The 25,600-nt window shown below is 63.4% G+C and carries 20 protein-coding genes and 1 tRNA gene; 11 read left to right on the forward strand and 10 right to left on the reverse strand.

What is annotated here, in order from left to right; translation table 11 throughout:
- Positions 1–59: 59 nt before the first annotated feature.
- The 6 genes from ACRARG_RS00925 to purC all read right to left on the reverse strand — a co-directional run bounded on the left by ACRARG_RS00925 (position 60) and on the right by purC (position 8,306).
- Positions 60–2,714: an Rne/Rng family ribonuclease gene (locus ACRARG_RS00925; protein WP_432688100.1), complete on the reverse strand. Its 2,655-nt coding sequence runs from the start codon at positions 2,712–2,714 to the stop codon at positions 60–62.
- A gap of 513 nt (positions 2,715–3,227) precedes the next feature.
- Positions 3,228–4,565 carry a sigma-54-dependent transcriptional regulator gene (locus tag ACRARG_RS00930; protein ID WP_432688101.1) on the reverse strand — a complete coding sequence of 446 codons (1,338 nt, stop codon included), beginning with the start codon at positions 4,563–4,565 and terminating at the stop codon, positions 3,228–3,230.
- An 18-nt stretch (positions 4,566–4,583) separates the two neighbouring features.
- On the reverse strand, positions 4,584–6,353 hold the full coding sequence (locus ACRARG_RS00935; RefSeq protein ID WP_432688102.1) for a sensor histidine kinase: 1,770 nt from the start codon (positions 6,351–6,353) through the stop codon (positions 4,584–4,586).
- Positions 6,354–6,413: 60 nt separating this feature from the next.
- Positions 6,414–7,082, reverse strand: coding sequence for a phosphoribosylformylglycinamidine synthase subunit PurQ (purQ, locus tag ACRARG_RS00940; RefSeq protein WP_432688103.1), 669 nt, complete (start codon positions 7,080–7,082; stop codon positions 6,414–6,416).
- Between the two features lie 210 nt (positions 7,083–7,292).
- A complete protein-coding gene (purS, locus tag ACRARG_RS00945; protein ID WP_432688104.1) occupies positions 7,293–7,523 on the reverse strand; it encodes a phosphoribosylformylglycinamidine synthase subunit PurS in 231 nt (76 codons plus the stop codon).
- 24 nt (positions 7,524–7,547) lie between these two features.
- Positions 7,548–8,306, reverse strand: a complete 759-nt coding sequence (gene purC, locus ACRARG_RS00950; RefSeq protein WP_432688105.1) for a phosphoribosylaminoimidazolesuccinocarboxamide synthase — start codon at positions 8,304–8,306, stop codon at positions 7,548–7,550.
- 157 nt (positions 8,307–8,463) lie between these two features.
- Between purC and ACRARG_RS00955 the strand changes: the two genes are divergently transcribed.
- The 3 genes from ACRARG_RS00955 to bmt all read left to right on the forward strand — a co-directional run bounded on the left by ACRARG_RS00955 (position 8,464) and on the right by bmt (position 11,988).
- Complete coding sequence (locus ACRARG_RS00955; protein WP_432688106.1) at positions 8,464–8,775, forward strand: DUF1476 domain-containing protein; 312 nt, start codon at positions 8,464–8,466, stop codon at positions 8,773–8,775.
- Positions 8,776–9,035: 260 nt separating this feature from the next.
- Complete coding sequence (locus tag ACRARG_RS00960) at positions 9,036–10,883, forward strand: phosphatidylglycerol lysyltransferase domain-containing protein (RefSeq protein ID WP_432688107.1); 1,848 nt, start codon at positions 9,036–9,038, stop codon at positions 10,881–10,883.
- An 88-nt stretch (positions 10,884–10,971) separates the two neighbouring features.
- Positions 10,972–11,988, forward strand: coding sequence for a betaine--homocysteine S-methyltransferase (gene bmt, locus ACRARG_RS00965; protein WP_432688108.1), 1,017 nt, complete (start codon positions 10,972–10,974; stop codon positions 11,986–11,988).
- A 341-nt stretch (positions 11,989–12,329) separates the two neighbouring features.
- On the opposite strand, the gene ACRARG_RS00970 is transcribed toward bmt, so the two are convergent.
- Positions 12,330–13,388, reverse strand: a complete 1,059-nt coding sequence (locus ACRARG_RS00970) for a PQQ-dependent sugar dehydrogenase (protein ID WP_432691293.1) — start codon at positions 13,386–13,388, stop codon at positions 12,330–12,332.
- 241 nt (positions 13,389–13,629) lie between these two features.
- Here ACRARG_RS00970 and ACRARG_RS00975 point away from each other — a divergent pair, with 241 nt between their 5' ends.
- From ACRARG_RS00975 to ACRARG_RS01000, 6 genes are all read left to right on the forward strand, one after another.
- On the forward strand, positions 13,630–14,034 hold the full coding sequence (locus ACRARG_RS00975; RefSeq protein ID WP_432688109.1) for a hypothetical protein: 405 nt from the start codon (positions 13,630–13,632) through the stop codon (positions 14,032–14,034).
- 303 nt (positions 14,035–14,337) lie between these two features.
- Positions 14,338–15,504 (forward strand): aminotransferase, encoded by a 1,167-nt coding sequence (locus ACRARG_RS00980; RefSeq protein WP_432688110.1) that lies wholly within the window; start codon positions 14,338–14,340, stop codon positions 15,502–15,504.
- Between the two features lie 135 nt (positions 15,505–15,639).
- A complete protein-coding gene (locus ACRARG_RS00985; protein ID WP_432688111.1) occupies positions 15,640–17,481 on the forward strand; it encodes a peptidyl-prolyl cis-trans isomerase in 1,842 nt (613 codons plus the stop codon).
- A gap of 87 nt (positions 17,482–17,568) precedes the next feature.
- On the forward strand, positions 17,569–19,617 hold the full coding sequence (locus ACRARG_RS00990) for an ASKHA domain-containing protein (protein WP_432688112.1): 2,049 nt from the start codon (positions 17,569–17,571) through the stop codon (positions 19,615–19,617).
- A 243-nt stretch (positions 19,618–19,860) separates the two neighbouring features.
- Positions 19,861–19,934: transfer RNA gene (locus ACRARG_RS00995), tRNA-Gly, on the forward strand.
- Positions 19,935–19,993: 59 nt separating this feature from the next.
- Positions 19,994–21,055 (forward strand): AbrB family protein, encoded by a 1,062-nt coding sequence (locus tag ACRARG_RS01000; protein WP_432688113.1) that lies wholly within the window; start codon positions 19,994–19,996, stop codon positions 21,053–21,055.
- 20 nt (positions 21,056–21,075) lie between these two features.
- On the opposite strand, the gene ACRARG_RS01005 is transcribed toward ACRARG_RS01000, so the two are convergent.
- The 3 genes from ACRARG_RS01005 to ACRARG_RS01015 all read right to left on the reverse strand — a co-directional run bounded on the left by ACRARG_RS01005 (position 21,076) and on the right by ACRARG_RS01015 (position 24,482).
- Entirely contained in the window at positions 21,076–22,899 is a 1,824-nt protein-coding gene (locus tag ACRARG_RS01005) for an ABC-F family ATP-binding cassette domain-containing protein (RefSeq protein WP_432688114.1), read from the reverse strand.
- 251 nt (positions 22,900–23,150) lie between these two features.
- Positions 23,151–23,888: a GNAT family N-acetyltransferase gene (locus ACRARG_RS01010; RefSeq protein WP_432688115.1), complete on the reverse strand. Its 738-nt coding sequence runs from the start codon at positions 23,886–23,888 to the stop codon at positions 23,151–23,153.
- A gap of 114 nt (positions 23,889–24,002) precedes the next feature.
- Complete coding sequence (locus tag ACRARG_RS01015; RefSeq protein WP_432688116.1) at positions 24,003–24,482, reverse strand: outer membrane protein assembly factor BamE; 480 nt, start codon at positions 24,480–24,482, stop codon at positions 24,003–24,005.
- Between the two features lie 119 nt (positions 24,483–24,601).
- On the opposite strand from ACRARG_RS01015, the gene ACRARG_RS01020 reads away from it, so the two are divergent.
- Both ACRARG_RS01020 and rpmF read left to right on the forward strand, forming a co-directional pair.
- Positions 24,602–25,180 carry a YceD family protein gene (locus ACRARG_RS01020; RefSeq protein WP_432688117.1) on the forward strand — a complete coding sequence of 193 codons (579 nt, stop codon included), beginning with the start codon at positions 24,602–24,604 and terminating at the stop codon, positions 25,178–25,180.
- Positions 25,181–25,389: 209 nt separating this feature from the next.
- Positions 25,390–25,596 (forward strand): 50S ribosomal protein L32, encoded by a 207-nt coding sequence (gene rpmF, locus ACRARG_RS01025; RefSeq protein WP_432688118.1) that lies wholly within the window; start codon positions 25,390–25,392, stop codon positions 25,594–25,596.
- Positions 25,597–25,600 lie beyond the last annotated feature (4 nt).

Raw genomic sequence — 25,600 nt, forward strand, 5'->3', positions numbered from 1 at the left:
TCATAAGAAAACCGCCGGACGCTAGCGCCCGGCGGTTTCCCGTTCAGTCTCTGTCAGCCTCAGCCCTTGCCGAGCGACCACCAGCCGCGCCGTTTCGGCTTGCTGTCATCTTCGGGTTCGGCCTCTGCCAAGGCGGGCTCGGGCTGTGCCGGGGCCTCTGCAACCGGTTCCGGCTGCGGCTCGGGCTCTGCCGGGGTCTCTGCGACCGGTTCCGGCTGCGGTTCGGGCTCTGCCGGGGTCTCGGCAGCAGGCTCAGGCTCCGCCGGAGTCTCCGCAACCGGTTCCGACTGCGGCGCGGGCTCTGCAGGTGTTTCCGCCACAGGCTCCTTCTTCTTGCGCGGCGTCGATTTGCGCTTGGGCTTTGGCTTTTCCTCCGCCTCGGGCGCCTCGGCGACCTCTGCAGTTGCCACCTCTGCCGTCGCATCGGCGCCGGCCTCTTCCGCTGCCGGCTCTTCGGCCTTCTTGCGGGACCGCGAGCGGGTGCGCTTGGGCTTCGGTGCGGGTTCTTCCGCCGGAGCAGCCTCTTCGGTCACAGCCTCGGCAGCGACCTCTTCAGCCGGGACCTCCACGTCAGAAGCATCGGTGTCCTCGGCCTCCGTCTGATCGTCGCCGGAGCCATTGTCATTGCCGCCCTCACCATTCTCCTTGGAGCCGCCGCGCCGACGACGACGACGACGACGGCGCTTCTTGGGCTTCTGCTCGTCGCCATCCTCGGAGGCGGTCTCCCGCGCGTCGGAGGCGTCGATATCCTCCGGGATCTCGCTGTCATCGGGTTCAACCTCGTCCTCATCGGACTGATCGTAGAGCGCGGCACTGGCCGAAACGAATTCAGTCGGTTCCGGCACGACGCGGGTCGCGGTCTTGAACTTCTCCATGGAGAAATCGGGAGAGATCAGATGCGGGTCGCCCTCGATCCGGACGGACATGCCATAGCGCGCCTCGACGGCGGCGACATGTTCGCGCTTCTGGTTCATCAGGTAGTTGGCGATGTCGACCGGGCATTTCAGCAGCACTTCGCGCGACCGGCGACGGGTGCCCTCTTCCTCGATCTGGCGCAGGATGTTCAGCGCCATGCTGTCGTCGGACCGGATGAGGCCCGTGCCGTGGCAGACGTGGCAGGGCTGGGTCGTGGCCTCCAGCATGCCGGGGCGCAGACGCTGGCGCGACATCTCAAGCAGGCCAAAGCCGGAAATGCGGCCAACCTGGATGCGGGCGCGGTCGGTCTTGAGCTTGTCCTTCAGCTTCTTCTCGACGGCGGCGTTGTTCTTACGCTCGTCCATGTCGATGAAGTCGATGACAATCAGGCCCGCAAGATCACGCAGACGCAGCTGGCGGGCGACCTCTTCGGCGGCCTCCAGGTTGGTCTTGAGCGCGGTTTCCTCGATAGAGCCCTCTTTGGTGGCACGGCCGGAGTTCACGTCGATGGCGACCAGCGCCTCGGTCACGCCGATGACGATATAGCCGCCGGATTTCAGCTGCACGGTCGGGTTGAACATGCCGCCCAGGTAGGTTTCCACCTGATAGCGGGCAAAGAGCGGCATCTGATCGCCGTAATGCTTCACGTTCTTGGCGTGGGACGGCATGATCATCTTCATGAAGTCCTTGGCGTTACGGTAGCCGCGTTCGCCTTCCACCAGCACCTCGTCGATATCGCGCGAATAGAGGTCGCGGATCGAGCGTTTGATGAGGTCGCCCTCTTCATAGATCTTGGCGGGTGCAATCGACTTGAGCGTCAGCTCACGGATCTGTTCCCACATGCGCTGAAGGTATTCGTAGTCGCGCTTGATCTCTGTCTTGGTGCGCTTGGCCCCGGCCGTCCGCACGATCAGGCCCGCGCCCTTGGGCACGTCGATCTCCGACGCGGTTTCCTTCAGCTTCTTGCGGTCCGCAGCATTGGTGATCTTGCGGGAGATGCCGCCGCCACGGGCGGTGTTGGGCATCAGCACGCAATACCGGCCGGCCAGGCTGAGGTAGGTGGTTAGCGCGGCGCCCTTGTTGCCGCGCTCTTCCTTGACGACCTGCACCAGCAGAATCTGACGGACCTTGACGACTTCCTGAATCTTGTAGCGGCGCGCGCGGGGTTTGCGCGGCAGCTGGATGTCTTCGTGATCATCGTCATCGGCCACGGATTCGATGCCGTCGTCGTGATCCTCGTCCTCGTCAGAGCTGTCGTCCGTGGTGTCGATCGCATCATCTGCAGAGCCCTCGGGCTCTTCTACAGGCGTTTCGGCCACGGTTTCCATGGGCGACAGGCCTTCATCCTCGGTTTCGAGGTCGATGGTCTCCATCCCGTTGATTTCGGACTCGTCGGACGTGGTGATCGCATCGTCCGCAACAGTCTTTTCCGCCTTGGAGGGACGACGGCGGCGCGAGCGGGTCTTTTTCTTTTCCTCGTCGGCCTCGTCCTTGGCCTTCATGGCCTCGGCATAGGCACGCTCTTCCTCCATCAGGGCCTCACGGTCCGCGACGGGGATCTGGTAGTAATCCGGGTGGATTTCCGAGAAGGCGAGGAAGCCGTGGCGGTTGCCGCCATAGTCCACAAAGGCCGCCTGGAGCGAGGGCTCCACGCGCGTGACCTTGGCGAGATAGATGTTGCCGGCTAGCTGGCGCTTGTTTTCAGATTCAAAGTCGAACTCCTCGACCTTGTTTCCGTCCACCACCACGACGCGGGTCTCCTCCGCGTGGGTGGCATCGATGAGCATTTTCTTTGCCATTGTATCCGTTTGCACGCGTCAGAAGGCCCGGACCCAGGAGGTCCGAACCCTAAGATGGCGTGTCTGTCAGGGGCGATTGTGCGGGCGTGCGGCGATAGATGGCATGGGCGACGAACATGCGTCGCTCCCCTGCCCTCGTAATCTCCGTCGCGCCTCATCGCGGTTCTTCTCCGGCGGGTGATGCGGATTTGGGTCCGTCATCCCCACCCGTTTAGTGCCGCGCCGGCCCCTCGGGGCGGCTTGGCGTTGGTTCGACCCTTGCGGGGTCCATTCGGTCTGTCCGGGGCCTCCGGGGTCGATCGCGGGGATCATCCCACCTGAAGGACCGGGCAGAGAAACTTTTCAGACTGACGCCTTCTGGCATCAGATCATTTGTCCACAATACGTCCGGTGACGATTAAATGACAATGGCGAAAATTGCAGGGCGTAAGTTTCAGCCGGGAAATTCCTATCGGAATGCACGCCAGGCGTGCAGAACGGGGGCGCGTTCGCCCCCGCCCGCAGGCTGTCGCCTCAGTTCAGGTAATCCGACCGCTGCAGATTGTACTTCGCCATCTTTTCGTTCAGCGTCCGGCGCGGCAGGCAAAGCTCGTCCATGACCGAGGCGATGGAGCCCTTGTGGCGCCGCATGGTATTGTCGATGAGCATGCGCTCAAACGCCTCGACATATTCCTTGAGCGGCTTGCCCTCTGTCGTCACCACCGCCTGCATCTCGTCATGGTCGGTCATCAGGAGCGATGCGATCGTGCCGGAGCCGCGGCGCGACTGCAGCACGGCGCGTTCGGCCACGTTGATCAGCTGGCGGACGTTGCCTGGCCAGGGTGCCTGCAGGAGCTGCGCGGCCTCCTGCGCAGCGACCTTGGGCGCCTCGCAGCCGTATTCTTCGGAGAACTGCTCGGTGAAGGTGGTGAACATGGTCAGCACGTCCTCGCCGCGCTGGCGCAGCGGCGGCAGGGTGATGCGCAGGGCGGCCAGCCGGTAGAAGAGGTCAGAGCGCAGCGCATCCTCACAGGTCCGGTCGGCCTCCTGCATGTTGCAGATGGCGACGATGCGGGTCTCTCCCGGCGTGCCCTGTTCGTTGATCATCGACAGCAGACGGCCCTGAACGGCATCGCTCATCGCCTCGACATCTTCCAGCACCAGCGTGCCGCCGCGCGCCTCTTCGACCGCGGGAAGGGTGCTGTCTTCGGGGTTCATCGGACCGAAGAGCCGCTTCATCAGCGTGTCTTCGTCCATCGCGGCGCAGGAAAGCAGGACGAATTTCTTGCCCGCCCGCGCGCCCACGGCATGCAGGGCATGGGCGACCAGCGTCTTGCCGGTGCCGGTCTCGCCATCGATCAGCACATGGCCTTCGGCCTGGCCCAGATCGAGGATATCTTCGCGCAGACGTTCCATCGCGGGCGACGTACCGATCAGCTTTTTCATCAGCTGCGAGCCGTCCGACAGTTCACGACGCAGCTGCCGGTTGTCCATCACCAGACGGCGGGCATTGGCGGCCTTCTTGGCCAGCTGGTTCATCTTTTCCGGATCGAACGGCTTTTCGAGGAAATCGAAGGCGCCGATGCGCATCGCCTCCACCGCCATGGGCACGTCGCCATGGCCGGTGATCATGATGACGGGCAGCGCCGAATCCGATCCCATAAGCTTGCGCAGGAACTGCATGCCATCCATGCCCGGCATCTTGATGTCGGAGATGACGATGCCCGGGTAATCCGGCCCCAGCGTCTTCAGCGCCTCCTCCGCGGAGGGGAAGGTTTCCGTGTCATAGCCCGACAGGGCCAGCCACTGGCTGATCGACTGACGCATGTCCTGTTCATCGTCGACGATGGCGATCTTCATTGCTTTCTGCATATACGGGTCTCCGCAAAACTACTCTGCTGCTTCTATCTCTTCGGACAAGATAGGCAGCTGTATTTCGAAAACAGCCCCACCGGCCTCTGCGTTCCGTGCGGTCAGACGTCCGCCGAGGTCGTTGACGATGCCGGAGGAAATGGCAAGCCCCAGGCCCACCCCGTCTCCGGGCTGCTTCGTAGTGTAAAATGGTTCAAACAAATCGTCGAGATTTTCGATGCCGGTGCCATTGTCGCGGACCGAGATATGGGCCGTCTCGCCCGCCGACAGGATCACCTCGATCTCGGGCTGGTCGACGGAATTCGTGGCGTCGATGGCATTGCGCAGGAGGTTGATCAGCACCTGTTCCAGACGCAGCCGGTCGGCCATGACCATGACGTTCTGATCGGGCATGATCCGGGTCACACGGACCTGCCGCTGGCGCAGCTGCGGCTCCATCATGGACAGGGCGGAATTGAGCGCATCCCTCACGTTTACAGGGGTAAACTTGTCCCCGCCCTTGCGGGCGTAGCTCTTCAGCTGACGGGTGATCGCGCCCATCCGGCCGATCAGATCGTCGATCCGCTGGAAGCTCGACAGCGCCTCCTCCGGCCGGTTGCGGCGCAGCAGCAGGGCGGCGCCGGCGAGATAGGTTTTCATCGCCGCCAGCGGCTGGTTCAGCTCGTGGCTGACGGCGGCGGACATCTCACCCAGAGCGGCCAGCTTGGAGGATTGCGCCAGCGTCTGTTCGGCCACATCGAGCGATTTCTGCATCCGTTCCCGCTCGGCGATCTCGCGCTGGAGGCGCAGGTTCAACTGGCGAAGTTCCGCCGACTCACGCTGAAAGAAGACCATCCGCAGCGAATTGCGCCGGTTCAGCGCGTAAAACGCGCCCGCGAGCAGCAGCGCAAACCCCATGATCTCCAGCGCCAGAACACCGTTCACCTTCTCCCGGACGGAGGCATAGGTGGTGAAGGATGCGATTTCCCATCCCCGGAATGGCAAGCGGGAGGATACGCGCATCACCGCCTCTCCTCTGACATAGGCATCGGCGGGCAGAACGGACCAGTCCGCCGTCGCCTGTATCGCACGCTGAATGGCACTGTCGGGCGGTTCGCGCACCAGCGCCTCGGCTTCGGTCAGGCCGCGCCAGCGCGGTTCGGTTGCCAGAATGATCTGGCCGGTGCTGTCGGTGACCAGAACGGCATCCGAAATGCCGGCCCAGGCCCGTTCGAATTTCTGCAGGTCCACTTCCACCATGATCACGCCCGCCGGCGCGCCCTGGCTTTCCATGCTGCGGGAATAGGTGAATCGATACCCGATCCCCTCCCGCTCGGCGACGGTGAAAATGGTGCCGGAGGATCGCAGCGCATCGACAAAAAGCCGCGTGCCGGCATGGGTTTCGCCCAGACGATTGCGGTCCGTCGCGGCGACGGTTTTGCCGTCCTTGTCCAAAAGCATCAGCGACGCCGCGCCGATTTCATCGACGAAAGAGATCAGCCGCTGGGTCGATTGCGAATAATCCGCCGAATTCAATGCGCCGATCAGGGTTGGATCGCGCGACAGAAGCTGGGGCACGATCGCGTTCCGCCGCAATTCGCTGACCAGATTGCCGCCATAAAGCGCAAGCCGCAGCTCGGCCCGGTTGCGGGTGTTTTCCGTAAACCTGTCTGTCAGCGCGCGGTTGGTGATCCAGACGACCGAAACCGCAAGTATGACAAATACCACCAGCGCGGCACGCATACGCCAGCTGATGGAACGGCCCCCGAGGATCGAAGGCCCGGTGCGCGGTTGGGTCACATCGGCCATACCAGAAACTACGCCAGCTCTTTGCGCCGCTCAAGCATGCGGATCGCCGGGGCGGTGGCTTCAGGCGGAAACCAGCGCGGACATCAGCCCCTGGAACATCGCCCGCCCGTCCGTGCCGCCAAGCGCCTCGTCCGCCGCCCGCTCCGGATGGGGCATCATGCCCAGCACACGGCGGTTGGTGCTGAGGACACCGGCGATATCCGCCGCCGCCCCGTTGGGGTTGTCATTATAGGTGAAGGCGATGCGATCCTCGTCCTCCAACTGCTTCACCAGATCGGCATCGGCGCGGTAATTCCCCTCGTGATGGGCGATCGGGATGTGCAATTCGGTGCCCGCATTCCAGTTGCGGGTGAAATCGCTGTCAGAGGTGCGCACGGTCAGCGGCACAGTCTTGCACAGGTATTTGAGGTTGGCATTGCGCAGCAGGGCGCCGGGCAGGATCCGCGTCTCTGTCAGGATCTGGAAGCCGTTGCAGATGCCAAGCGCATAGCCGCCGCGTTCGACATGGGCCTTTAGCGAATTGCAGATCGGCGAATTGGCGGCGATGGCGCCGCAACGCAGGTAATCGCCGTAGGAAAAGCCGCCGGGCACGCCCACGATATCGGTCCCCGCGGGCAGCTCATTGTCCTTGTGCCAGACCATCGTGACCTCGGCACCGGCCTTTTCAAAGGCGACCTGAAGGTCACGGTCGCAGTTCGATCCGGGGAAGACGAGGATGGCGGCTTTCATGGGAACGACTCCGGTAAGACATGTCGGGATGCCCCCGCATACTCCTGCACGGGCCTACAATCAACGGCTTCCCGTCTTTGCTTTCTCTGGTCCTAAAATATCCTGGGGGGAGTCGTCGCATGCCTCGCATGTGACGGCGGGGGGCAAAGCCCCCCTCCAATGCCCTGAACTCTCCGTCTACAATGTCCGTCAGACCGGTGCCTGCAGCCCTCAGCCCAGCTCGACCGAGTAGCTCTCGATCACGGTATTGGCGAGCAGCTTCTCGCACATTTCCTTGACGGTCTCCTCGGAGGTGCCGTCGGCGAGGTCGAGCTCGATCACCTTGCCCTGACGCACGCCCGAGACGCCGTCAAAGCCCAGAGAGCCGAGCGCATGGCGCACCGCCTCCCCCTGCGGGTCGAGAACGCCGTTCTTCAGCATGACATGAACGCGGGCTTTCATCGGCAGGGTCCTTTCTGGCGATCTTCAGTTGATGAGCGTGGGCTTGGTGTGGCCGTTGGACTTGGGCATGACGCCCAGACGCTTGGCCACTTCGGTATAGGCATCAGTCAGATTGCCCAGATCACGGCGGAACACATCCTTGTCGAGATGCGCGCCGGTCTCCATGTCCCAGAGACGGCAGCTGTCCGGGCTGATCTCATCGGCCACGACCAGACGCTGGAAATCGCCCTCATAGACGCGGCCGATCTCGATCTTGAAATCGACCAGCTTGATGCCGACGCCGTACATCAGGCCCGAGAGGTAGTCGTTCACCCGCAGCGCCAGCGCGAGGATATCGTCCATATCCTGCTGCGACGCCCAGCCAAAGGCCGCGATATGCTCCTCGGTCACCAGCGGATCGCCCAGCTTGTCGTCCTTGTAGCAATATTCGACGATCGGGCGCGGCAGGGCGGTGCCCTCCTCGATGCCCAGACGCTTGGAGAGCGAGCCTGCGGCGAAGTTGCGCACGATGATTTCCAGCGGAATGATCTCGCAGGCGCGGACCAGCTGTTCGCGCATATTGAGCCGTTCGATGAAATGAGTCGGCACGCCGATGTTGTTCAGCCCGGTCATGAAGAACTCGCTCAGGCGGTTGTTCAGCACGCCCTTGCCTTCGATCGTGGCCTTTTTCTGGGCGTTGAATGCGGTGGCATCGTCCTTGAAATACTGAACGATCGTGCCGGGCTTGGGGCCTTCGTAAAGGATCTTTGCCTTGCCTTCGTAGATTTTCTTGCGCCGTGCCATGGGCTCGCCCTCTCTGCGGGCCGCGTCTGGCCCCGTATCCGTGTCGCGCTCTCTTAGTCCATGGGCGGGTTTGTCGCAAGCGCGGCTCGGGGCTTGCACGATGCCGATGGCGCGGGCATATCGGTTAAGACGGTATTATTTGCAGGGGACAGCACCCATGAGCACTTTCGACGAACGCGAAAACGCCTTCGAGAACAAGTATGCCCACGACCAGGAGATGCAGTTCCGCGCCGAAGCGCGCCGTAACAAGCTGCTGGGTCTCTGGGCTGCCGAACTGATGGGCAAGACGGGCGAGGCCGCCGCCGACTATGCCCGCGAGGTGGTGAAATCGGATTTCGAGGAAGCCGGACACGAGGATGTCGTGCGGAAGGTCTCCGGCGATCTGGGCGACATGGCCTCGGACGCGGAGATCCGGGTCAAGATGGATCAGCTGCTGGCTGTCGCCAAAGCGCAGCTGATGGAAGAGTAATCTTCACTCGAAACCCTGAAAGACAGCAACGCCCGGCTCCGCCGGGCGTTTTTATCTGGCATTCTGAGTCTTCGGCGCAGCAGCCTGTATACATTTACTACTTTTTGGCGAAAACGCCATATCTTCGCCACCTTTTGATTGCTAAAGACACCGCCAATCCCGGCGATAGACCGGGGACGAGCGGTCCTTCGTCGGGGTCATTTAAGACCCGGGTAGGACTTCCAAATTAAACCTCGCCATCAGAGTGAGTGGAGAGACCTATGAGCGACAAGACCCCCGGCCGCGCGGCCATCCTTCGTGCCGCTGCATCCCGACGCACGCTGAGAAGCGGCCTGCCCCTTGTCGTCGGGGGGCTCTGCCTCTGGCTGCTGCGGGAAAAGCTGGCCGGGCTGGATTTCCATGCCGTAACCGATGTGGTGCGCCATACCTCTGCGCTGCAATGGGTGGCGGCGCTTTTGGCGACAGCTGTCTCCTTCTGGGCCATCGGCACCTATGACGCGGTGCTGCACCGGCATCTGCGCACCGGCGTTCCCGCCCGCATGGCGCGGATCACCGGGGCCGGTTCCATCGCGATTGCACAGGTCCTGGGGATGGGGATTGTGACCGGGGCGCTGGCCCGCTGGCGCATGCTGCAGGGGACCAGCCCGAAACAGGCCGCCGCCCTGACCGGCGCCGTCTCTGCCAGCTTTCTGATCGCCTGGGCCGTTCTGGCCGTGGCCGCCGCCTGTTTCCTGCCGGGCAAGGCCCTGCCCATCCTCTTTACGCCGCTTGTTCTGGCCCTGATCATCGGCCTGCCCGCACTGTCGCTGCTGCGGCCCAATCTGCGGATCGGCGGCTTCAGCCTGCGCCTGCCCAGCCTGCGGTCCATGGGGGCGATCCTCATGCTGACGGCGCTGGATCTGGCCGCTGCTGCCGCCGCGCTGCATGTCATGCTGCCGCCGGAGATGGCCATCGGCTATCACGTCCTGCTGCCCGCGTTTGTCATCGCGCTTGGCGCCGGGCTCTTTTCTTCGACCCCCGGTGGCGCTGGCCCGTTTGAACTGACCCTGCTGGCCCTGATGCCCGGCACCGCGACAGAGCCGCTGCTTGGCGCGATCCTCGGCTGGCGTCTGGTCTATTACGGCGTGCCTGCCCTGCTGGCCCTGCTTCCAATGGCCTTCCCCTACCGCATTCCGGATGCGCCGGAGCATTTTGCCCCGTCGGAGGCCCAGATCGCCCGTGCGCCCCGTGCCGAAACCGGTCTGGCCCGGCAGAATGGTGGTCAGGCGCTCTATCTCGGCTCCGCCTCCGCACTGACGGTGGACACCGGCCAGAGCCTCGTGATGATGTTCGACCCGATGAACGGCACGGCCTGTCAGTCCATGCTGACCGAATTCGAGGCCGAAGCCGCCCGCCGCATGTTGACCCCGGCGATCTACAAATGCGGTGCACCGCTGGCGGTCAAAGCCCGTCAGCGCGGCTGGGCCGTTCTTCATGTCTCGGACGAGGCGGTGGTGGATGTGCCGGGCTTTACGCTCGACACGCCCGCGCACCGGCAGCTGCGCCGCAAGCTGCGCCATGCCGAAAAGGCCGGGGTGACGGTACGGATGGCCGATCTGTCCGAACCCGGGCTGGCCGAGGCGCTGGCAGAGATCGACGCGGGCTGGTGTGCCCACCATGGCGGGGCGCGCGGCTTTTCCATGGGCCGGTTCGATGTCGATTACCTGCGGCATCAGGCGTTGTTCGTGGCCGAAAAGGACGGCGCCCCGATTGCCTTCACCAGCTTCCATGCCGGTGCGCGGGAGATGGTGCTCGACCTGATGCGCCACGGCGCGGACCTGCCCGACGGCACGATGTACCTGCTGATCGCCGCCGCGATCGAGGAGGCACGCGCCCGCGCCCTGCCCCGCCTGAGCCTTGCCGCCATGCCGCCGGATACGTCGCGCGAACCCGAGCGTCTGCAGAAAATGCGCGCCCGCGTGGCCTGCCGCAGCGGCGGCGATGGTCTGACCCGGTTCAAGACGGCCTTCGCGCCGCGCCGCGAACCGCTCTACCTCTGCGCGCCCGGTGCGATCAGCCTTGCCCTCACCGCAGGCGATCTGGCGCTGGAGGTCCGCCGCGGCCGGTGATCTCGGCCCCGCCCCCTTCCTTCCGCGCCCCTGCCACGTTATGTGGGCAGGGAGCGGCGCAAGCCGACCACTGGCCCAGGAGGACCCCATGACCAATGCCCTGTCCCAACTGCTGGAAACCCGCGACTGGCTCATGGCCGACGGGGCGACAGGGACGAACCTCTTCAACATGGGTCTGTCCTCGGGCGATGCGCCAGAGTTCTGGAATGTTGATGAGCCCGAGAATATCCGCACGCTCTACCGCAATGCGGTAAATGCCGGTTCCGACATCTTCCTGACCAATACCTTTGGCGGCAATGCCTCCCGCCTGAAACTGCACAATGCGCAGGACCGCGTGCGGGAGCTGAACCGCGCGGGCGCGGAGCTGGGCCGGGAAATCGCCGATGCCTCGGGACGTAAGGTGGTGGTCGCGGGCTCCGTCGGGCCGACAGGCGATATCATGGTGCCAATGGGGTCGCTGACGCATGAGCTGGCGGTGGAAATGTTCCATGAACAGGCCGAGGGGTTGAAGGAAGGCGGGGCCGATGTGCTCTGGCTTGAGACGATCTCCGCCCCCGAGGAATACAAGGCCGCGGCAGAGGCCTTTGCGCTGGCCGGCATGCCCTGGTGCGGGACGATGTCCTTTGACACGGCGGGCCGGACGATGATGGGCGTGACCTCCGAGGCGATGGTGGCCATGATCGAGAAGCTGCCGAACCCGCCGCTGGCCTATGGCGCCAACTGCGGCGTCGGCGCGTCGGACCTGCTGCGCACCGTTCTGGGCTTTGCCGCGCAGGGCGTGGAGCGGCCAATCATTGCCAAGGGCAATGCCGGCATTCCGAAATATGTCGACGGCCATATCCATTACGACGGCACGCCGGAGCTGATGGGCGAATATGCCGTGATGGCGCGGCATTGCGGGGCCACGATCATCGGCGGCTGCTGCGGCACCATGCCCGAACATCTGGAGAAGATGCACGCGGCGCTGGAAAAGAGCGCGCCGGGCCCCCGGCCGACGCTGGAGGAGATCGCGGCAAAGCTGGGCGGTTTTTCGTCGGCCCATGACGGGACAGGCGAGGACAGCGGCCCGAGCCGGTCGCGGGGCGGGCGTCGCAAGCGCGGCTGAGGGTTACAGCGTAAGGTCTGGAACGTTTAGGGCCCGGTGCGAAAGTGCCGGGCTTTTTTCGTACCCGAACAGCCGGCCAAACTTACGCTATAAGCCAGCGCACCGAATAACCATCTCACCCCGCCCGGAAACAAGGCCCGCAGGGCCGCCGGGCAGCGCCTGACCGCCCCCCGGGCAGGCGCTTCGTCACCGTTAGCGCGCGAATTAAAGTTAGAGCTTTCACGGGTAGATAAAGTGGCGACCACGGAATGCGGAGCGTCTCCCCGCGGTCAGGCACCGCCCTCTGCCTCTCTGTAAATGTTTTACTTTAAATACGGTACTTAACTATAAATATTTACTAATTATTCCAAAATCCTATACACCGCCCCACGATCCTCCGAAACAAACCAAATCGCCCCGTCCGGCCCCATTCGGACATCCCGCACTCGCCGCGTCTCAGCACCCTTTATCTGCTCCACCTCGCGCAGCGGATCACCGGCCAGCCTGGCGATATAGTCGAACTTCAGCGCCCCGACAAAGGCGCTGCCCTGCCACGCCGCCAGAGGCCCGTCGTAAAACGCCATGCCCGAGGGCGCGATGGACGGGTCCCAGTAGAATACCGGCTGTTCCATCCCCGCTTTCGACGTGCCCTCCCCGATCCGGCCACCGGAATAGTGGCGTCCGTAAGCAATAACCGGCCAGCCGTAATTGGCGCCCTTGCGGATCAGGTTCACCTCATCGCCGCCGCGCGCGCCGTGTTCATTGACCCAGACACGACCGTCGCCATCCACCGCCATGCCCTGCGGATTGCGATGACCGTAGGACCAGATCTCTGGCTGGGCTCCGGCTCTGCCGACAAACGGGTTTTCCGCAGGCACGGACCCGTCCCGGTTCAGGCGCAGAACCGAGCCATTGTGCCGGTTGAGGTCCTGCGCGGCCGGGCGATCGCCCCTCTCGCCAATGGTCATGTAGATTTTGCCATCTCGCCCTTCGGTCAGGCGCGACCCGAAATGCCGTCCGCCTGAACTGCCCGGCTTCATCTGAAAGATGGTTTTCGTGTCTTCGAGCCGCGTACCATCGGCGGACAACCTGCCCCGGGACAGCGCTGTTCCAGACCCATCCGGCTGGCGGATTGCATGGGTCAGATAGATCTCCCTTGTGCGTGAAAAGTCCTCAGGAACCAGCACATCCAGCAATCCACCCTGACCTTCGACATGAACCTCCGGCAGACCGGAGACCGACCGGACCGTGCCGTCGCGGACCAGAAGTAGGCGGCCGGATTTTTCTGTCACCAGAAAGCTGCCGTCCGGCAGAAAACCCAGCGACCAGGGGGTGCGAAACCCCTCTGCCACGGTCTGGAACCTGTAGGTCTGCGCCGTCAGAGGCGCTGCGGACCAAGCTGCGATACCTGCCCCAATCATGAGGATGGTCAGTAAAAATCTACGCAAAACGGCGTTCCTCCCCTGGCGATTTGGCCGATGGTAGCCGAAACAGGGGGCACGGCCACATGACAGCCAGATCACTTTGCTGTGGGCGCAGGTCAAATCGCCGGCGCTGCGCGGCACAAGGGGGGACATGCGGATAGCAGGGTGCAATACTCTTGGCCGGGCCCAATGGGCCGCGAAACCCAGATCGGGTCCAGCACGATGAAAGGTCTTCTGAATGCGCCACGTCTTTGTAACCTTCCTGCAGGGCCTCATATTCGCCTCTGTCAGTGTGCTGCCGGCTGTTTCGGAGGGCGCGATCCTGCGTTTTGACTGCCGGGAGACGGCCATTTGCCAGTCAGACGGAACCTGCCAGTCCGACCACGGGCAAACCGTGTTTACGCTGGCCCCACAGGAGATCGACGCGGATGGACGTGGGGATTACCTCATCAGCAGCGATGGGGGCGACCGACGCCCCGCCACGGGAACCGCAAGAACCGGCCCCTATGTCTGGACCGATCGGTCTGGCCAAGAGCGCGTCCTGACGATCCTATCTGAAAGCGCCGCGCTGCTGGTGTCGCGCGACCCGTCCGCACCTGACGCGACCACTGTCAGTTTCCTTAGCTGCAGCATAATTTTTTGACGGAGAATGCCGGATGGTGCCCGGAAATGATCAGTCACCTTACTTTGTAAGTTGAGATAGGTCCGGCCAATGTCAGGTGCGGGAAGTTTACTGTCCGAGCCTTTGAAGAGTTTCAGCTTCGCATAAGCTTCGCACTGTAGCACTCTGTATTAAATTAACTTTTCAAACATGCCATAGATTACCTAATCAAGACCTCGCGGCACAGACAGCCTTATGTCGACGGGATGAGGCGCCGAAGAATCCGGTTTACGACCGCCCGGCAGGCAGCATACTCCACGTGACACCCAGTTCCGGACCGCCATCATGACATCTCGTACCGCTTCGACCTTTGCTTCGCCCATTGTGGAATCCCGCAAATGGCTGCTGGAGAGCGAACAGCCTGCCGGCCGGCCCCTGATCAATGTAAGCCAGGCCGCCCCCGTCGAGCCGCCGCCGACAGCCATGAGGCAGGAAATCGCCCGCGTTGCGCTGGATGTGCCTGAGGCGCATCTGTACGGGCCGGTCTTCGGCCTGCCCGCCCTGCGATCCGAGGTCGCGCAGCAATGGTCGCAATCCTATGGCGGTCAGATAGGCCAGGCCAATGTCGCGATCACCGCCGGGTGCAATCAGGCGTTCTGCGGCACCATCGCGGCCTTGCTGGGTGAAGGCGATGCCGTGATGCTGCCGGTGCCCTGGTACTTCAATCATAAAATGGCGCTGGATATGGCCGGGGCGGAGGCCCTGCCCCTGCCTCTGGGCCCGGATATGATCCCCGATCCGGAGCGGGCCGAAGCGCTGCTGACCGACCGGGTGAAGGCGATCGCCCTTGTTTCCCCGAACAATCCGACGGGCGTTGAATATCCCGCAGACGTGCTGGATGCGTTTTATGCACTGTGCCAATCGCGCGGGATCCGGCTGATCCTGGACGAGACCTATCGCGATTTTGCCCAGCTTGGCGCGCATGGGTTGTTTCAAAAAGACGACTGGAGCGGGACGCTGGTCCAGCTCTATTCCTTTTCCAAATCTTACCGGCTGACGGGTCACAGGCTGGGCACGATCGTGGCCGACCCTGCCCTGCTGGTCGAGATCGAGAAATATCTCGATACCGTGACCATCTGCCCGGCCCAGATCGGACAGCATGCAGCGCTTTGGGGGATGCAGAACCTGGCACAGTGGCTGTCGGGCGAACGGGCCGAGATCCTGCGGCGGGGCGAGGCTTTGCACCGCCTGTTTGACGAAACGCCCCCGGCGGGCTGGCGGCTGGTATCGTCGGGCGCCTATTTTGGCTATCTGGAACATGATTTCGGCCTGACATCGCAGGATCTGGCCAAGCGTCTGGTGGCCGAAGCCGGGATCCTCATGTTGCCCGGCAGCTTTTTTGCCCCCGAGGCGGATGCTGCCGCACAGAGGCAGATGCGCGTGGCCTTTGCCAACCTCAACGAGGACGGCATTCAGCAATTCGGACAGCGTCTTTCGGAGTGGCGTCCCTGACAGGCGATGGTGCCCTGCCGGGGCCTTTACAGTTCTCCGTTATCCCGGTTGGGCGGCTCTTGCCCCGGGTCGGCGTGCACTCTAGACAGAACCGACACAGATACGGGCCCGGGCGGCCCAGGAGGTTAGGCATCCATGGCGAGCAAAGGCAGCAAGACAGCGGTCTGGATTTTGATGGCACTGCTGGTGCTTGGCCTGGGCGGCTTCGGCGCGACCAGTTTCTCCTCTTCGCTGCGTAGTCTCGGCTCCGTCGGTGACGAGACTATCTCGGTTGATGATTACGTGCGCGCCCTGCAACAGCAGCTGCGCTCTCTTCAGCAGCAGACCGGACAGGCGATTACCATGGAACAGGCGCAGGCGTTTGGCCTGTCGCAACAGGTGATGAGCGAGCTGATCACTCAGGCGGCCCTGGATCACGAGGCCAGTCAGGCCGATCTGTCCGTCGGCGATCCGGTGCTTGCAGACCAGCTTCGCGGTATTGCGGCCTTCCGCGGGATAGACGGTCAGTTCGATCCCGAATCCTATAATTTTGCCCTGCAGCAGGCCGGGCTTACGAAGAACGAATTCGAAGAGGATCTGCGCTCGGAAACCGTGCGGGCAATCTTGCAGAGCGCGGTTCTGTCCGGCCGGATCGTGCCGGAGACCTATGTCGATACGATGCTCGACTATGCCGCGTCCCGTCGCCGGGTGACCTGGGTGAGGGTGGACAACGCGCCTGCGGATGGCCTCGATACGGGCGCGTCGGACGAAGACCTGCAGGCGCTTTACGAAGAAGAGATCGACCAATTCACGCGACCGGAACGCAAGCTTATCACCTATGCCTGGCTGACGCCCGCCATGATCCTCGATCAGGTCGAGCTCGACGACGAGCTGTTGCGGGCCGAATATCAGAAACGCGAGGGCGAGTTTAACAAGCCCGAGCGCCGGCTGGTCGAGCGGCTGGTCTTTACCGATCAGGGCCGGGCTGACATGGCGCGCGGGCAGATCGACGATGGCAGCAGCACCTTCGAGGATCTGGTGCGCGCGCGCGGCCTGCAGCTGAGCGACACGGACATGGGTGACGTGACGCAGACCGATCTGGGCGATGCGGCGGGACAGGCTGTGTTTGCCGCCGAAACCGGCGATGTCGTCGGGCCGGTTGATACCGATCTTGGCCCCGCCTTGTTCCGGGTGAACGGGATCCTGTCCGCGGAAGTGACCGATTTTGAGGATGCCGAGGCAATGATCCGCGACGATCTGGCCTTTGATCGGGCCGCCCGGCAATCTGCCACCCAGGCCGAGCCGGTGGAGGATCTGCTTGCCTCCGGTGCGACATTGGAAGAAGTGGCGGCAGAAACGGACCTGCAGCTGGGCAGCATCGAATGGGCCCCGGGACAGACCGAAGGGATCGCAGCCTATGAAGAATTCGACGCCGCTGCAGCTGAGCTGACGGACTCCGATTTTCCAACCGTGAAGCAACTGACGGATGGCGGCATCTTCGCCATGCGTCTGGACGAGATCCTGCCGCCAGAGCCGATCCCCTTTGCCGAGGTGCGTGACCGGGTGCTTGGCATCTGGGAAACACGGCGCAATATGGACCGGCTGCGGGCAGAGGCTGACACCTACAAGGCCCGGCTGGCCGAGGCTGCCGATTTCGACTCGCTGGGTCTTGAGGTCAAAACCGAAGAGGCGCTGACCCGCTCCGCCACCGTTCTGGGTACGCCGCAATCCTTTGCCGAGACCGCCTTTGACATGCAGCCGGGCGAGATCAGGACATTGGACGGGTATGGGGCCGTGGTCATCATGCGGCTGGATGAAATCCTTCCTCCGAACCTGGAGGATGGTGCCACGCAACAGTTGCGCGATGGTCTTACCCGGGACCTGTCGAATTCGATTTCGCAGGACATTTTCCGGATTTATGCCGAGGATGCCCGGGTCCGGGCCGGTATGAATATCGACCAGCAGGCGATCGCTCAGGTCAATGCCAGCCTGCAGTGATCCGGTGCCCCTGCTGCGGCTGTTCGCATTGGCGTGGCCCGACAGGGGCCTGACCGGACAGACAGCCCAGATGCAGACGGAGCTCTTATGACCAGCGAAGCCCCTCAGCCGCTTGTTGTTTTCACCCCTTCCGGCAAACGCGGACGCGTGGCCCCGGGGACAAGCGTACTGGCCGCCGCGCGGCAGCTGGGCGTCGATCTGGACTCGGTCTGTGGCGGGCGCGGCATCTGTTCCAAATGCCAGGTCACGCCATCCTACGGCGAATTCTCCAAACATGGCATCACCGTACGCGAGGATGCGCTGAGCGGTTGGAACAGTGTCGAGCAGCGCTATGATGACAAGCGTGGTCTGAAAGAGGGGCGGCGCCTTGGCTGCCAGGCCTGTATTCAGGGCGATATCGTGCTGGACGTTCCGCCCGAGAGCCAGGTTCACAAGCAGGTCATCCGGAAGAGCGCAGACAGCCGGCCCATGGTGATGGATCCGGCGACGCGTCTCTATTTCGTCGAAGTCGCCGAGCCGGACATGCATGAACCTTCGGGTGATTTCGAACGGCTGGCCCAGGCACTGAAAGATCAGTGGCAGGTTGAGGGGGTCGTGGCCGACCTGTCGCTTCTGACCAAGCTGCAGTCGGTGCTGCGTCGGGGCGAGTGGCAGGTCACGGTGGCTGTTTACGCCGATCACACAGGCGCCGCGCCGCGCGTGCTGGAGATCTGGCCAGGCCTGCATGAGGCTGGACTGTTCGGTCTAGCCATCGATCTGGGGTCGACCACCATCGCCGCGCATCTGACCGATCTGGAGACGGGCGAGGTTCGCGCCGCCTCCGGGCTGATGAACCCGCAGATCCGGTTTGGTGAGGATCTGATGTCGCGCGTCTCCTATGTGATGATGAACCCCGGCGGCGAGAAAGAGCTGACAGCTGCGGTGCGTAAGGCATTGGCTCAGCTCTCAGACGCGCTGGCGACTGAGGCCGGGATCGATCCGTCGCTGATTGTCGAGGCCGCTGTGGTCTGCAACCCGGTCATGCATCATCTGCTGCTCGGGATCGACCCGACGGAACTGGGACAGGCGCCCTTTGCCTTGGCCGTGTCAGAGGCTTTGTCGTTCCCGGCCTCGACGCTCGACCTGAACGGGATCAATCCGCGGGCGCAGGTCTATATGCTGCCCTGTATCGCAGGTCACGTCGGTGCAGACGCGGCGGCTGTGTCGCTCGCCGTGGCGCCGGAGCAGTCAGAAGAGCTGATGCTGGTCATCGATGTCGGGACCAATGCGGAAATATTGCTGGGCGACCGGACGCGTGTTCTGGCCTGCTCCTCCCCCACCGGACCGGCCTTTGAAGGGGCCCAGATTTCCTCCGGTCAGAGGGCCGCGCCCGGGGCGATCGAACGGGTGGAGATCGATCCGGTGACCAAAGAGCCGCGGTTCCGGGTGATCGGCGTCGATCTCTGGTCCGACGATCCGGGCTTTGCCGCGGCCAGCGCGGCAACCGGCGTCACCGGCATCTGCGGTTCTGGCATTATCGAAGCCGTGGCGGAGATGCGCATGGCCGGGCTTCTTGATGCCACCGGGCTGATCGGGTCGGCAGAGCAGACCGGCAGCCCGCGCTGCGAAGCGCAGGGGCGCACGCATGCCTATCTGTTGCATGACGGGACCGAGGCCGGCGGCGCCCGTGTCAGTGTGACCCAGGGCGATATCCGCGCCATTCAACTGGCAAAATCCGCGCTCTATGCGGGTGCCCGGCTGCTGATGGACGAACGTGGCGCCGACCGGGTGGATCGCGTGGTTCTGGCCGGGGCCTTCGGGGCCCATATCTCTGCCAAACACGCTATGGTCCTGGGGATGATCCCCGATGCGCCGCTGGAGAAGGTGACGTCGGCCGGGAATGCCGCGGGAACCGGGGCGCGGATGGCCCTGTGTTCGGTCGACGCGAGGCGGCAGGTCGAGCGCGAGGTCGGACGGATCAGCAAGATCGAAACCGCAATTGCACCACGGTTTCAGGAGCATTTCGTCGCCGCCAACGCCATACCACATGCGACAGACCATTTCCCGGAGCTGTCTGCGGTGGTCGATCTGCCGGATGTGCGGTTTCATTCCGGCGGTGCAGAGAGCGGCGGCCGGAGACGGCGGCGAAAGGGCTGAGGGCTGTCCTGCCGGGTTTCAGGGCCGGTGAGGCTGGTCTGGTTGGTCTGGTTGGTCTGGTTGGTCTTGGGGGCGCTGCCCCCTCTTGGCCTGCGGCCAATTCACCCCAGGAGTATTTTGGGAAAGATGAAGCGGGCGGCCGGCGCGGGGCGGCGGCGGCGGCGCGGTGCTGTCGGGCATTCGCTCAGGATTGCAGAGGGGCCTTGACGGGTTTTGGGCGCTGCCGTAAGCAAGCGCGGCACTGCGGGTGTAGCTCAATGGTAGAGCAGGAGCTTCCCAAGCTTAAGACGAGGGTTCGATTCCCTTCACCCGCTCCATCCCAAACCGGACCCGATCTCGCGCTTTGCCGATACCTGCCTTCAATCCGCGCCTGATCTTGATTCACCTTGCACTTATAGCCCTGGGGACGCTGGGCGGCACCGTTGCAAAGCTTCTGGGCCTTCCGCTGCCCTATATCATCGGCAGCCTTCTGGCTGTGGCGATATATGTCCAGACCTGCGAGGCGCTTGGCGCGCGGGCGGCCCGTATCAGCCTGCCGGACGGGTTCAAGTTCAATGAGAAATTCCGGGCCCTGTTCATCGCTGTTGTCGGCATGGCGATCGGGTCTCAGGTCACCTGGGAGGTGATCCTCGGCATTCCCGCCGCGATCCCGAGTTTCATCGGACTTACACTGTTCGTCCCGGCCGCATTCTGGATGAATTACCAGATTTTTCATCGGATCGGCGGCTATGATCGCGCGACCGCCTTCTACTCCGGCTCACCGGGCGGCTTATACGAATCCATTGCCTTCGGAGAGATGTACGGGGCCGATATGCGGCTGCTTATGCTGGCGCAGTTCTTGCGGATCATCATCGTCGTCACCCTGCTTCCGATTGGTCTGTCCTTTCACGTCGGACATCCGGTCGGGTCATCAGGCGGCATGAGCTTTTCACCGCAAGGCGTTGGTATTGAACATATTCCCTTTGCGATCCTGACGGCCATGACAGGCCTGTTCCTTGGGGTCCGGCTGAAATTCCCGGCGCCGCAGCTGGTCGGGCCGCTGGTGGCCGGCGCGGTGGTCTCCGTGCTGGGGCTGGCCAATCTCGATATGCCTGCCTGGGTGATCAATGCCGCGCAGCTTGTGATCGGCACCACGCTGGGCACGCGGTTTTCGGGCATCCGGCCCGGGATGCTTGTGCGCGGTGCGGGGCTCGGGTTGCTGAGCGTCGGTGCCATGCTGGTGCTGGGCGGGCTCATGGCGATTGTCCTGATCCCGCTGACGGGAGAGACTTTTGACGTCCTGTTGATATCTTTCGCGCCGGGAGGCGTGACGGAGATGGCGCTGGTGGCCCTGTCGCTGAACGCCAATCCGGCCTTTGTCACAATGCATCACCTCTACCGGATCATTCTGACAGTGGTCGTGATCGTGCGGATGTCTGCCCGGCAGGGCAAAAGCTGACAGGCCGGGCGCCGCGGCCGTCAGGCGCCCTCGGCCTTTTCTTCCAGCTGCATCCATTCCTCTTCAGCCTCGGTCAGGGCCTGCTGACGCTCTGCCAGCGCCTCTGTGCCCTTGGCGAATTTGACCGGCTCGCTGGAATAGAGATCGGGCTGCGCCAGAAATTCCTCCAGCTTGGCAATCTCGGCGGTCAGCCTGTCGATGATGCCGGGCAATGCGTCCAGCCGGTGCTTTTCGGTGAACGACAGAGACGACGACGTTTTGGCCGGCGCGGGTTTGCTGGCAGGGACCTGTTTGATGCTTGTGTCGGGGCCGTCCCGGGGCGCCTCTGGCATGTCCGGCGATTTCTGCGACTGGTAGTCGGACCAGCCCCCCGCATAGGCCGTCGCCCGCCCGCCCCCTTCGAGGGCCACGGTGGTTGTCGCCACGCGGTCGATGAAATCCCGGTCGTGGCTGACCAGCAGCACGGTGCCGTCGTAATCGTCGAGAAGCTCCTGAAGCAGGTCCAGGGTTTCGACATCCAGATCGTTGGTCGGTTCGTCCAGCACCAGCAGGTTGCTTTCCCGCGCCATCAGCTTGGCCAGAAGCAGCCGCGCCTTTTCGCCACCCGACAGCGACCGGACCGGCGCACGGGCCTGGGCCTCGTCGAACAGGAAATCCTTGAGATAGGCGACGACATGTTTGGGCTGGCCACGCACCAGCACCTGATCCGCGCGGCCCGACACGCGCATCTCGCGGTCGCCCAGCAGGTTCTCCCACAGGCTCTGATCCGGATCGAGCTGCATACGCGCCTGGTCGAAAACGGCCGTCATCAGGTTGGAGCCAAGCGTGACGCTGCCGCTGTCGGGCGCGATCTCTCCGGTCAGCATCTTGATGAGCGTCGTCTTCCCGGCGCCGTTCGGTCCGACAAAGGCCACCCGGTCACCACGCATGACGCGCAGGTCAAAATCGCGGATGATGGGCCTGTCGCCAAAGATTTTGGTGATCGCCTGCGCCTCGATCACGCGGCGCCCGGATTTCGGGCCTGAGTCGAGCTCCATCGCCGCGACACCCTGGCGGCGGATCTGGGAGGATCGTTCCTCTCGCAGCGCGGCCAGCGCCCTGACACGGCCCTGATTGCGTTTGCGCCGGGCAGAGATGCCCTCCACCGCCCATTTCGCCTCTGCCTTGATCTTGCGGTCAAGCTTGTGGCGGGCGATGTCTTCTTCTTCCCAGATCTTGTCACGCCAGGCCTCGAACCCGGCAAAGCCTTCTTCCTGACGACGGACCTGCCCGCGGTCGATCCAGAGCGTGCCGCGCGTTAGGGCGCGCAGAAAGGCACGGTCGTGGGAAATCAGAACATAGGCGGCGCGGGTCTGCTTGAGCTCTGCCTCCAGCCAGGCGATCGCCTGGATATCGAGGTGGTTGGTCGGCTCGTCGAGCAGCATGAGATCGGGTTCGGCGGCCAGCAGCCTGACCAGCGCGGCGCGCCGGCGTTCGCCGCCGGACGCCGTGGCCACAGGCCGGTCGAGATCGACTTTCAGCCCCTCGCCCGCCATGTCGACCTTGTATTCTTCGCCGAGATCGAGCCCGGCCACAGCAAAGTCGCGCAGGGTTTCAAAGGCGGACAGATCGGGATCCTGATCCATGTAGCCCACGGCCCGCCCGGGCGACACAACCCGGCTGCCCCGGTCGGGTTCAACCAGGGCTGCCATGACCTTCATCAAGGTGGATTTTCCGGACCCGTTTCGTCCGACCAGAGCGAGGCGATCCTCTGGCTGCACGACCAAGGACAGGCCGTCGAAAACCGGGTTGCCCCCAAAAGTCAGGGAGATATCGGACAGTTGTAAAAGAGGAGCGCGTGCCATGCGGCATGCGCTACGCCGCCGTTTCATCGCCGTCAAGCGCCGCCGTTCATTGCCTGCGCTGCGCCTGCAACAGTTGACAGGGGTTTAGGGCAGAGACGGGTCGATGACGGTGCAAGCCGGGCGCCCGCCGGGGGGCGATGGGTCCGGAACCGGCGTGTCCTCGGCTGAGCTTTGCCGGAGTTATCGCAGGTCCGGGGGAAGAGGTCCGAGTCAGGTCGTTGGTATCACGCGAGGCAGCCAGAACGCCCGGATCAGGCGGCCCCGGCCCTGAGAAGCCGTTTGCGGGCACTGGGGATTGCGTTGATCTCAAGCCCCGTGAAGACGTGAAGCGTATTCATATGGCGGTCGACCACGGCGTGATCACTGACCCAGCCGCCCATGATCAGATAGGTCCGCAGCAGAGGCGGCATTTTCAGCATCGCCTTTTTGGCATCCGGTTTGCGGCGCAGCTTCTGGGCAAAACGGAACACGCTTGGCGCCTTGACCTTGGGCAGCCACCGTTTCGGGGCCAGGTGACGGTGTTTGAGAACGGCAAACGCATCGAGGTATTCGCTGGTGTCTGTCCCGTGAAACGAGGAACAGCCAAACAGCATCTCCACGCCCTGCTCATCGACATAGGCCGTCATCGCGCCCCATGCGACCCGAAGAATGTCCGGATCCCGATAGGCCGGGTGAATGCAGAACCGGCCCATCTCCACCATAGGGCCCGCGAAATCTTCCAGGCCGGACAGTTCGTAATACTGGGCGGAATAGCTGCTGGAAATCTCGCGCCCGCCGGCGATCGGAAGAAACCGGAAACAGCAGACCAGGGTGCCGGTGCGGGTTTCTTCGACCAGCACATGCTCACACCGCGCGTCGAAGGCATCGGCGTCAATCTCGGCATCCGGAGTGCCGCGGAAGGCAAGCGTTCTGAGTTCCTGCGCCGCCCGGATATCCGCTGCCGTCATGGCAAAGCGAACCTCGTAACGACCCTTTTTCAACGACAGCATCACGTCACCTCCGCCGGTCGCCCGGACCAGAATCTAGGGTGACTCTGCTTTGCATACAAGATGTGTCGTTTTAATGAAGGCGGACCGCATTCCCTGCCTGCGCGCCCGCTTCGGTCAGTCGAGGAAAGCGCCGGGATTGAAATTCTGAATATTGCGCAGGAGCTGCGCGACAAGCCCGTTATTGCCAGCCTCGTTCGTCGTCACACGTCGCGACAGGACAACAGGCCGGCCGTCTTCCAGTCCGAACCGTTCGACATTGCTGACAACGCCGTCGGGGTCAAAGCTGACGGCCACCACCTCCCGGTCGATCACCTTGGGCTCAAGATAGAGGTAATGCCGGACACGGCTGCGCACATAGTAGAGGCCACTGTCGTCGCTCATCCCCGATGTGGACGGCGACCCCAGAATGTCGGTCACCGTGTCGCGGGTATCGACACCGACGGTGATCTGCTCAAGATCATCGTCCTGCGGCACGTAGCCATGGCTCCGGATCCGCTCAGAGCAACCGGCGAGCGCAAGAAAAGCGGTCAGCACAAGCACCCCGCGTAGAACGGCCCCGCCCGTGCGTGCAGCAGCCAAAATAGTAGTGCGCATTCCTGCCCCCAAATTCCCCAGGAAGACATGCTTCCCTCAGGACCCTCTTGTCACACGGGTCCACGGCTTTTATCCCGATTACATCAAACTCTTCCTCCGGTTCAAGAAAGGATCGTGACATGGCCTCCGACATGGCCGCGCCTCGCCGTTTCCGGATCACGGATCTCGCCGGAAGCGGCGGCGCCTCTTTCTCGCTGCACCTGCCGCAAGAGGATCTGGATCGCATGGCTGCGGATCTGGGATTATTGGCCCTGCGCAAGCTTCGGTTCGTCGGCCAGTTCCGGCCCGACGGGACAGATGGCTGGGCGCTGACCGCGCATCTGGGCGCAACGGTCGTGCAGCCCTGTGTCGTGACCCTCGCCCCGGTCACCACCCGCATTGAGGAAGACGTTCTGCGTCGTTACAAAAAGGATGTGGACGCAACGCCGCTTTCGGCGGAACCGGACAGCGACGGCATGCCGATCCCGGAAGATGACAGCCTGGAGCCGCTGCGCCCGGTGCTGGAGCTGGACAGTGTGATCATAGAGGCGCTGGCGCTCGCCCTGCCCGATTATCCGCGAGCAGAGGATGCCGGGAGCGGTGAAATCAGCGTAACCGAACCCGGTCGCACGCCGCTGAGCGACGCCGATCTCAAGCCCTTCGCCGGGCTTTCGGCGCTGCGCGACAAGTTGTCCGGCGAGAACGATCCAGAGGGGTGAGGCACCCGCGCGGCCCCCGAGTTCCGGCCGGAACGAATCGCTTGCGCTTTCACGAATGTGGAGTATTTTCGCGCGCTCATCCGATTTGAGCTTGAACGAGCGGTCCATGTGCGAATATGGACCTCGCATCAGACGAAACTCGGGCCTGATACGGACCGGCGCCCAATGCGGCGCCCCGCGCACGGCCCCCCTGGAACAAAGGTTGCGACATGGCTGTCCAACAGAACAAAGTCTCGAAGTCCCGGCGCAACAACCGCCGCGCCCATGACGCTCTCGTGGCTGCAAACCCCAACGAATGCCCGTCCTGCGGCGAGCTGAAGCGTCCGCATCACGTGTGCCCCTCCTGCGGCACCTATGCAGATCGCGAAGTGATCGCCATGGCCGACGAGATCGACCTGGACGAAGACGCGGCCTGAAACG

Origin of the sequence: Pseudooceanicola profundi (assembly GCF_050897955.1) — a bacterium.
Taxonomy (GTDB): domain Bacteria; phylum Pseudomonadota; class Alphaproteobacteria; order Rhodobacterales; family Rhodobacteraceae; genus Pseudooceanicola.

Coding starts and splice junctions, on each gene's coding strand:
- ACRARG_RS00990 (WP_432688112.1), top strand. CDS start 17,569: ATGACCAGCGAAGCCCCTCAGCCGCTTGTTGTTTTCACCCCTTCCGGC.
- ACRARG_RS00980 (WP_432688110.1), top strand. CDS start 14,338: ATGACATCTCGTACCGCTTCGACCTTTGCTTCGCCCATTGTGGAATCC.
- ACRARG_RS00970 (WP_432691293.1), bottom strand. CDS start 13,388: ATGATTGGGGCAGGTATCGCAGCTTGGTCCGCAGCGCCTCTGACGGCG.
- ACRARG_RS01015 (WP_432688116.1), bottom strand. CDS start 24,482: ATGCGCACTACTATTTTGGCTGCTGCACGCACGGGCGGGGCCGTTCTA.
- ACRARG_RS00925 (WP_432688100.1), bottom strand. CDS start 2,714: ATGGCAAAGAAAATGCTCATCGATGCCACCCACGCGGAGGAGACCCGC.
- ACRARG_RS00960 (WP_432688107.1), top strand. CDS start 9,036: ATGAGCGACAAGACCCCCGGCCGCGCGGCCATCCTTCGTGCCGCTGCA.
- purQ (WP_432688103.1), bottom strand. CDS start 7,082: ATGAAAGCCGCCATCCTCGTCTTCCCCGGATCGAACTGCGACCGTGAC.
- ACRARG_RS00985 (WP_432688111.1), top strand. CDS start 15,640: ATGGCGAGCAAAGGCAGCAAGACAGCGGTCTGGATTTTGATGGCACTG.
- purS (WP_432688104.1), bottom strand. CDS start 7,523: ATGAAAGCCCGCGTTCATGTCATGCTGAAGAACGGCGTTCTCGACCCG.
- ACRARG_RS00935 (WP_432688102.1), bottom strand. CDS start 6,353: ATGGCCGATGTGACCCAACCGCGCACCGGGCCTTCGATCCTCGGGGGC.
- ACRARG_RS01005 (WP_432688114.1), bottom strand. CDS start 22,899: ATGGCACGCGCTCCTCTTTTACAACTGTCCGATATCTCCCTGACTTTT.
- ACRARG_RS00955 (WP_432688106.1), top strand. CDS start 8,464: ATGAGCACTTTCGACGAACGCGAAAACGCCTTCGAGAACAAGTATGCC.
- ACRARG_RS00930 (WP_432688101.1), bottom strand. CDS start 4,565: ATGCAGAAAGCAATGAAGATCGCCATCGTCGACGATGAACAGGACATG.
- bmt (WP_432688108.1), top strand. CDS start 10,972: ATGACCAATGCCCTGTCCCAACTGCTGGAAACCCGCGACTGGCTCATG.
- rpmF (WP_432688118.1), top strand. CDS start 25,390: ATGGCTGTCCAACAGAACAAAGTCTCGAAGTCCCGGCGCAACAACCGC.
- ACRARG_RS00975 (WP_432688109.1), top strand. CDS start 13,630: ATGCGCCACGTCTTTGTAACCTTCCTGCAGGGCCTCATATTCGCCTCT.
- ACRARG_RS01010 (WP_432688115.1), bottom strand. CDS start 23,888: ATGCTGTCGTTGAAAAAGGGTCGTTACGAGGTTCGCTTTGCCATGACG.
- purC (WP_432688105.1), bottom strand. CDS start 8,306: ATGGCACGGCGCAAGAAAATCTACGAAGGCAAGGCAAAGATCCTTTAC.
- ACRARG_RS01020 (WP_432688117.1), top strand. CDS start 24,602: ATGGCCTCCGACATGGCCGCGCCTCGCCGTTTCCGGATCACGGATCTC.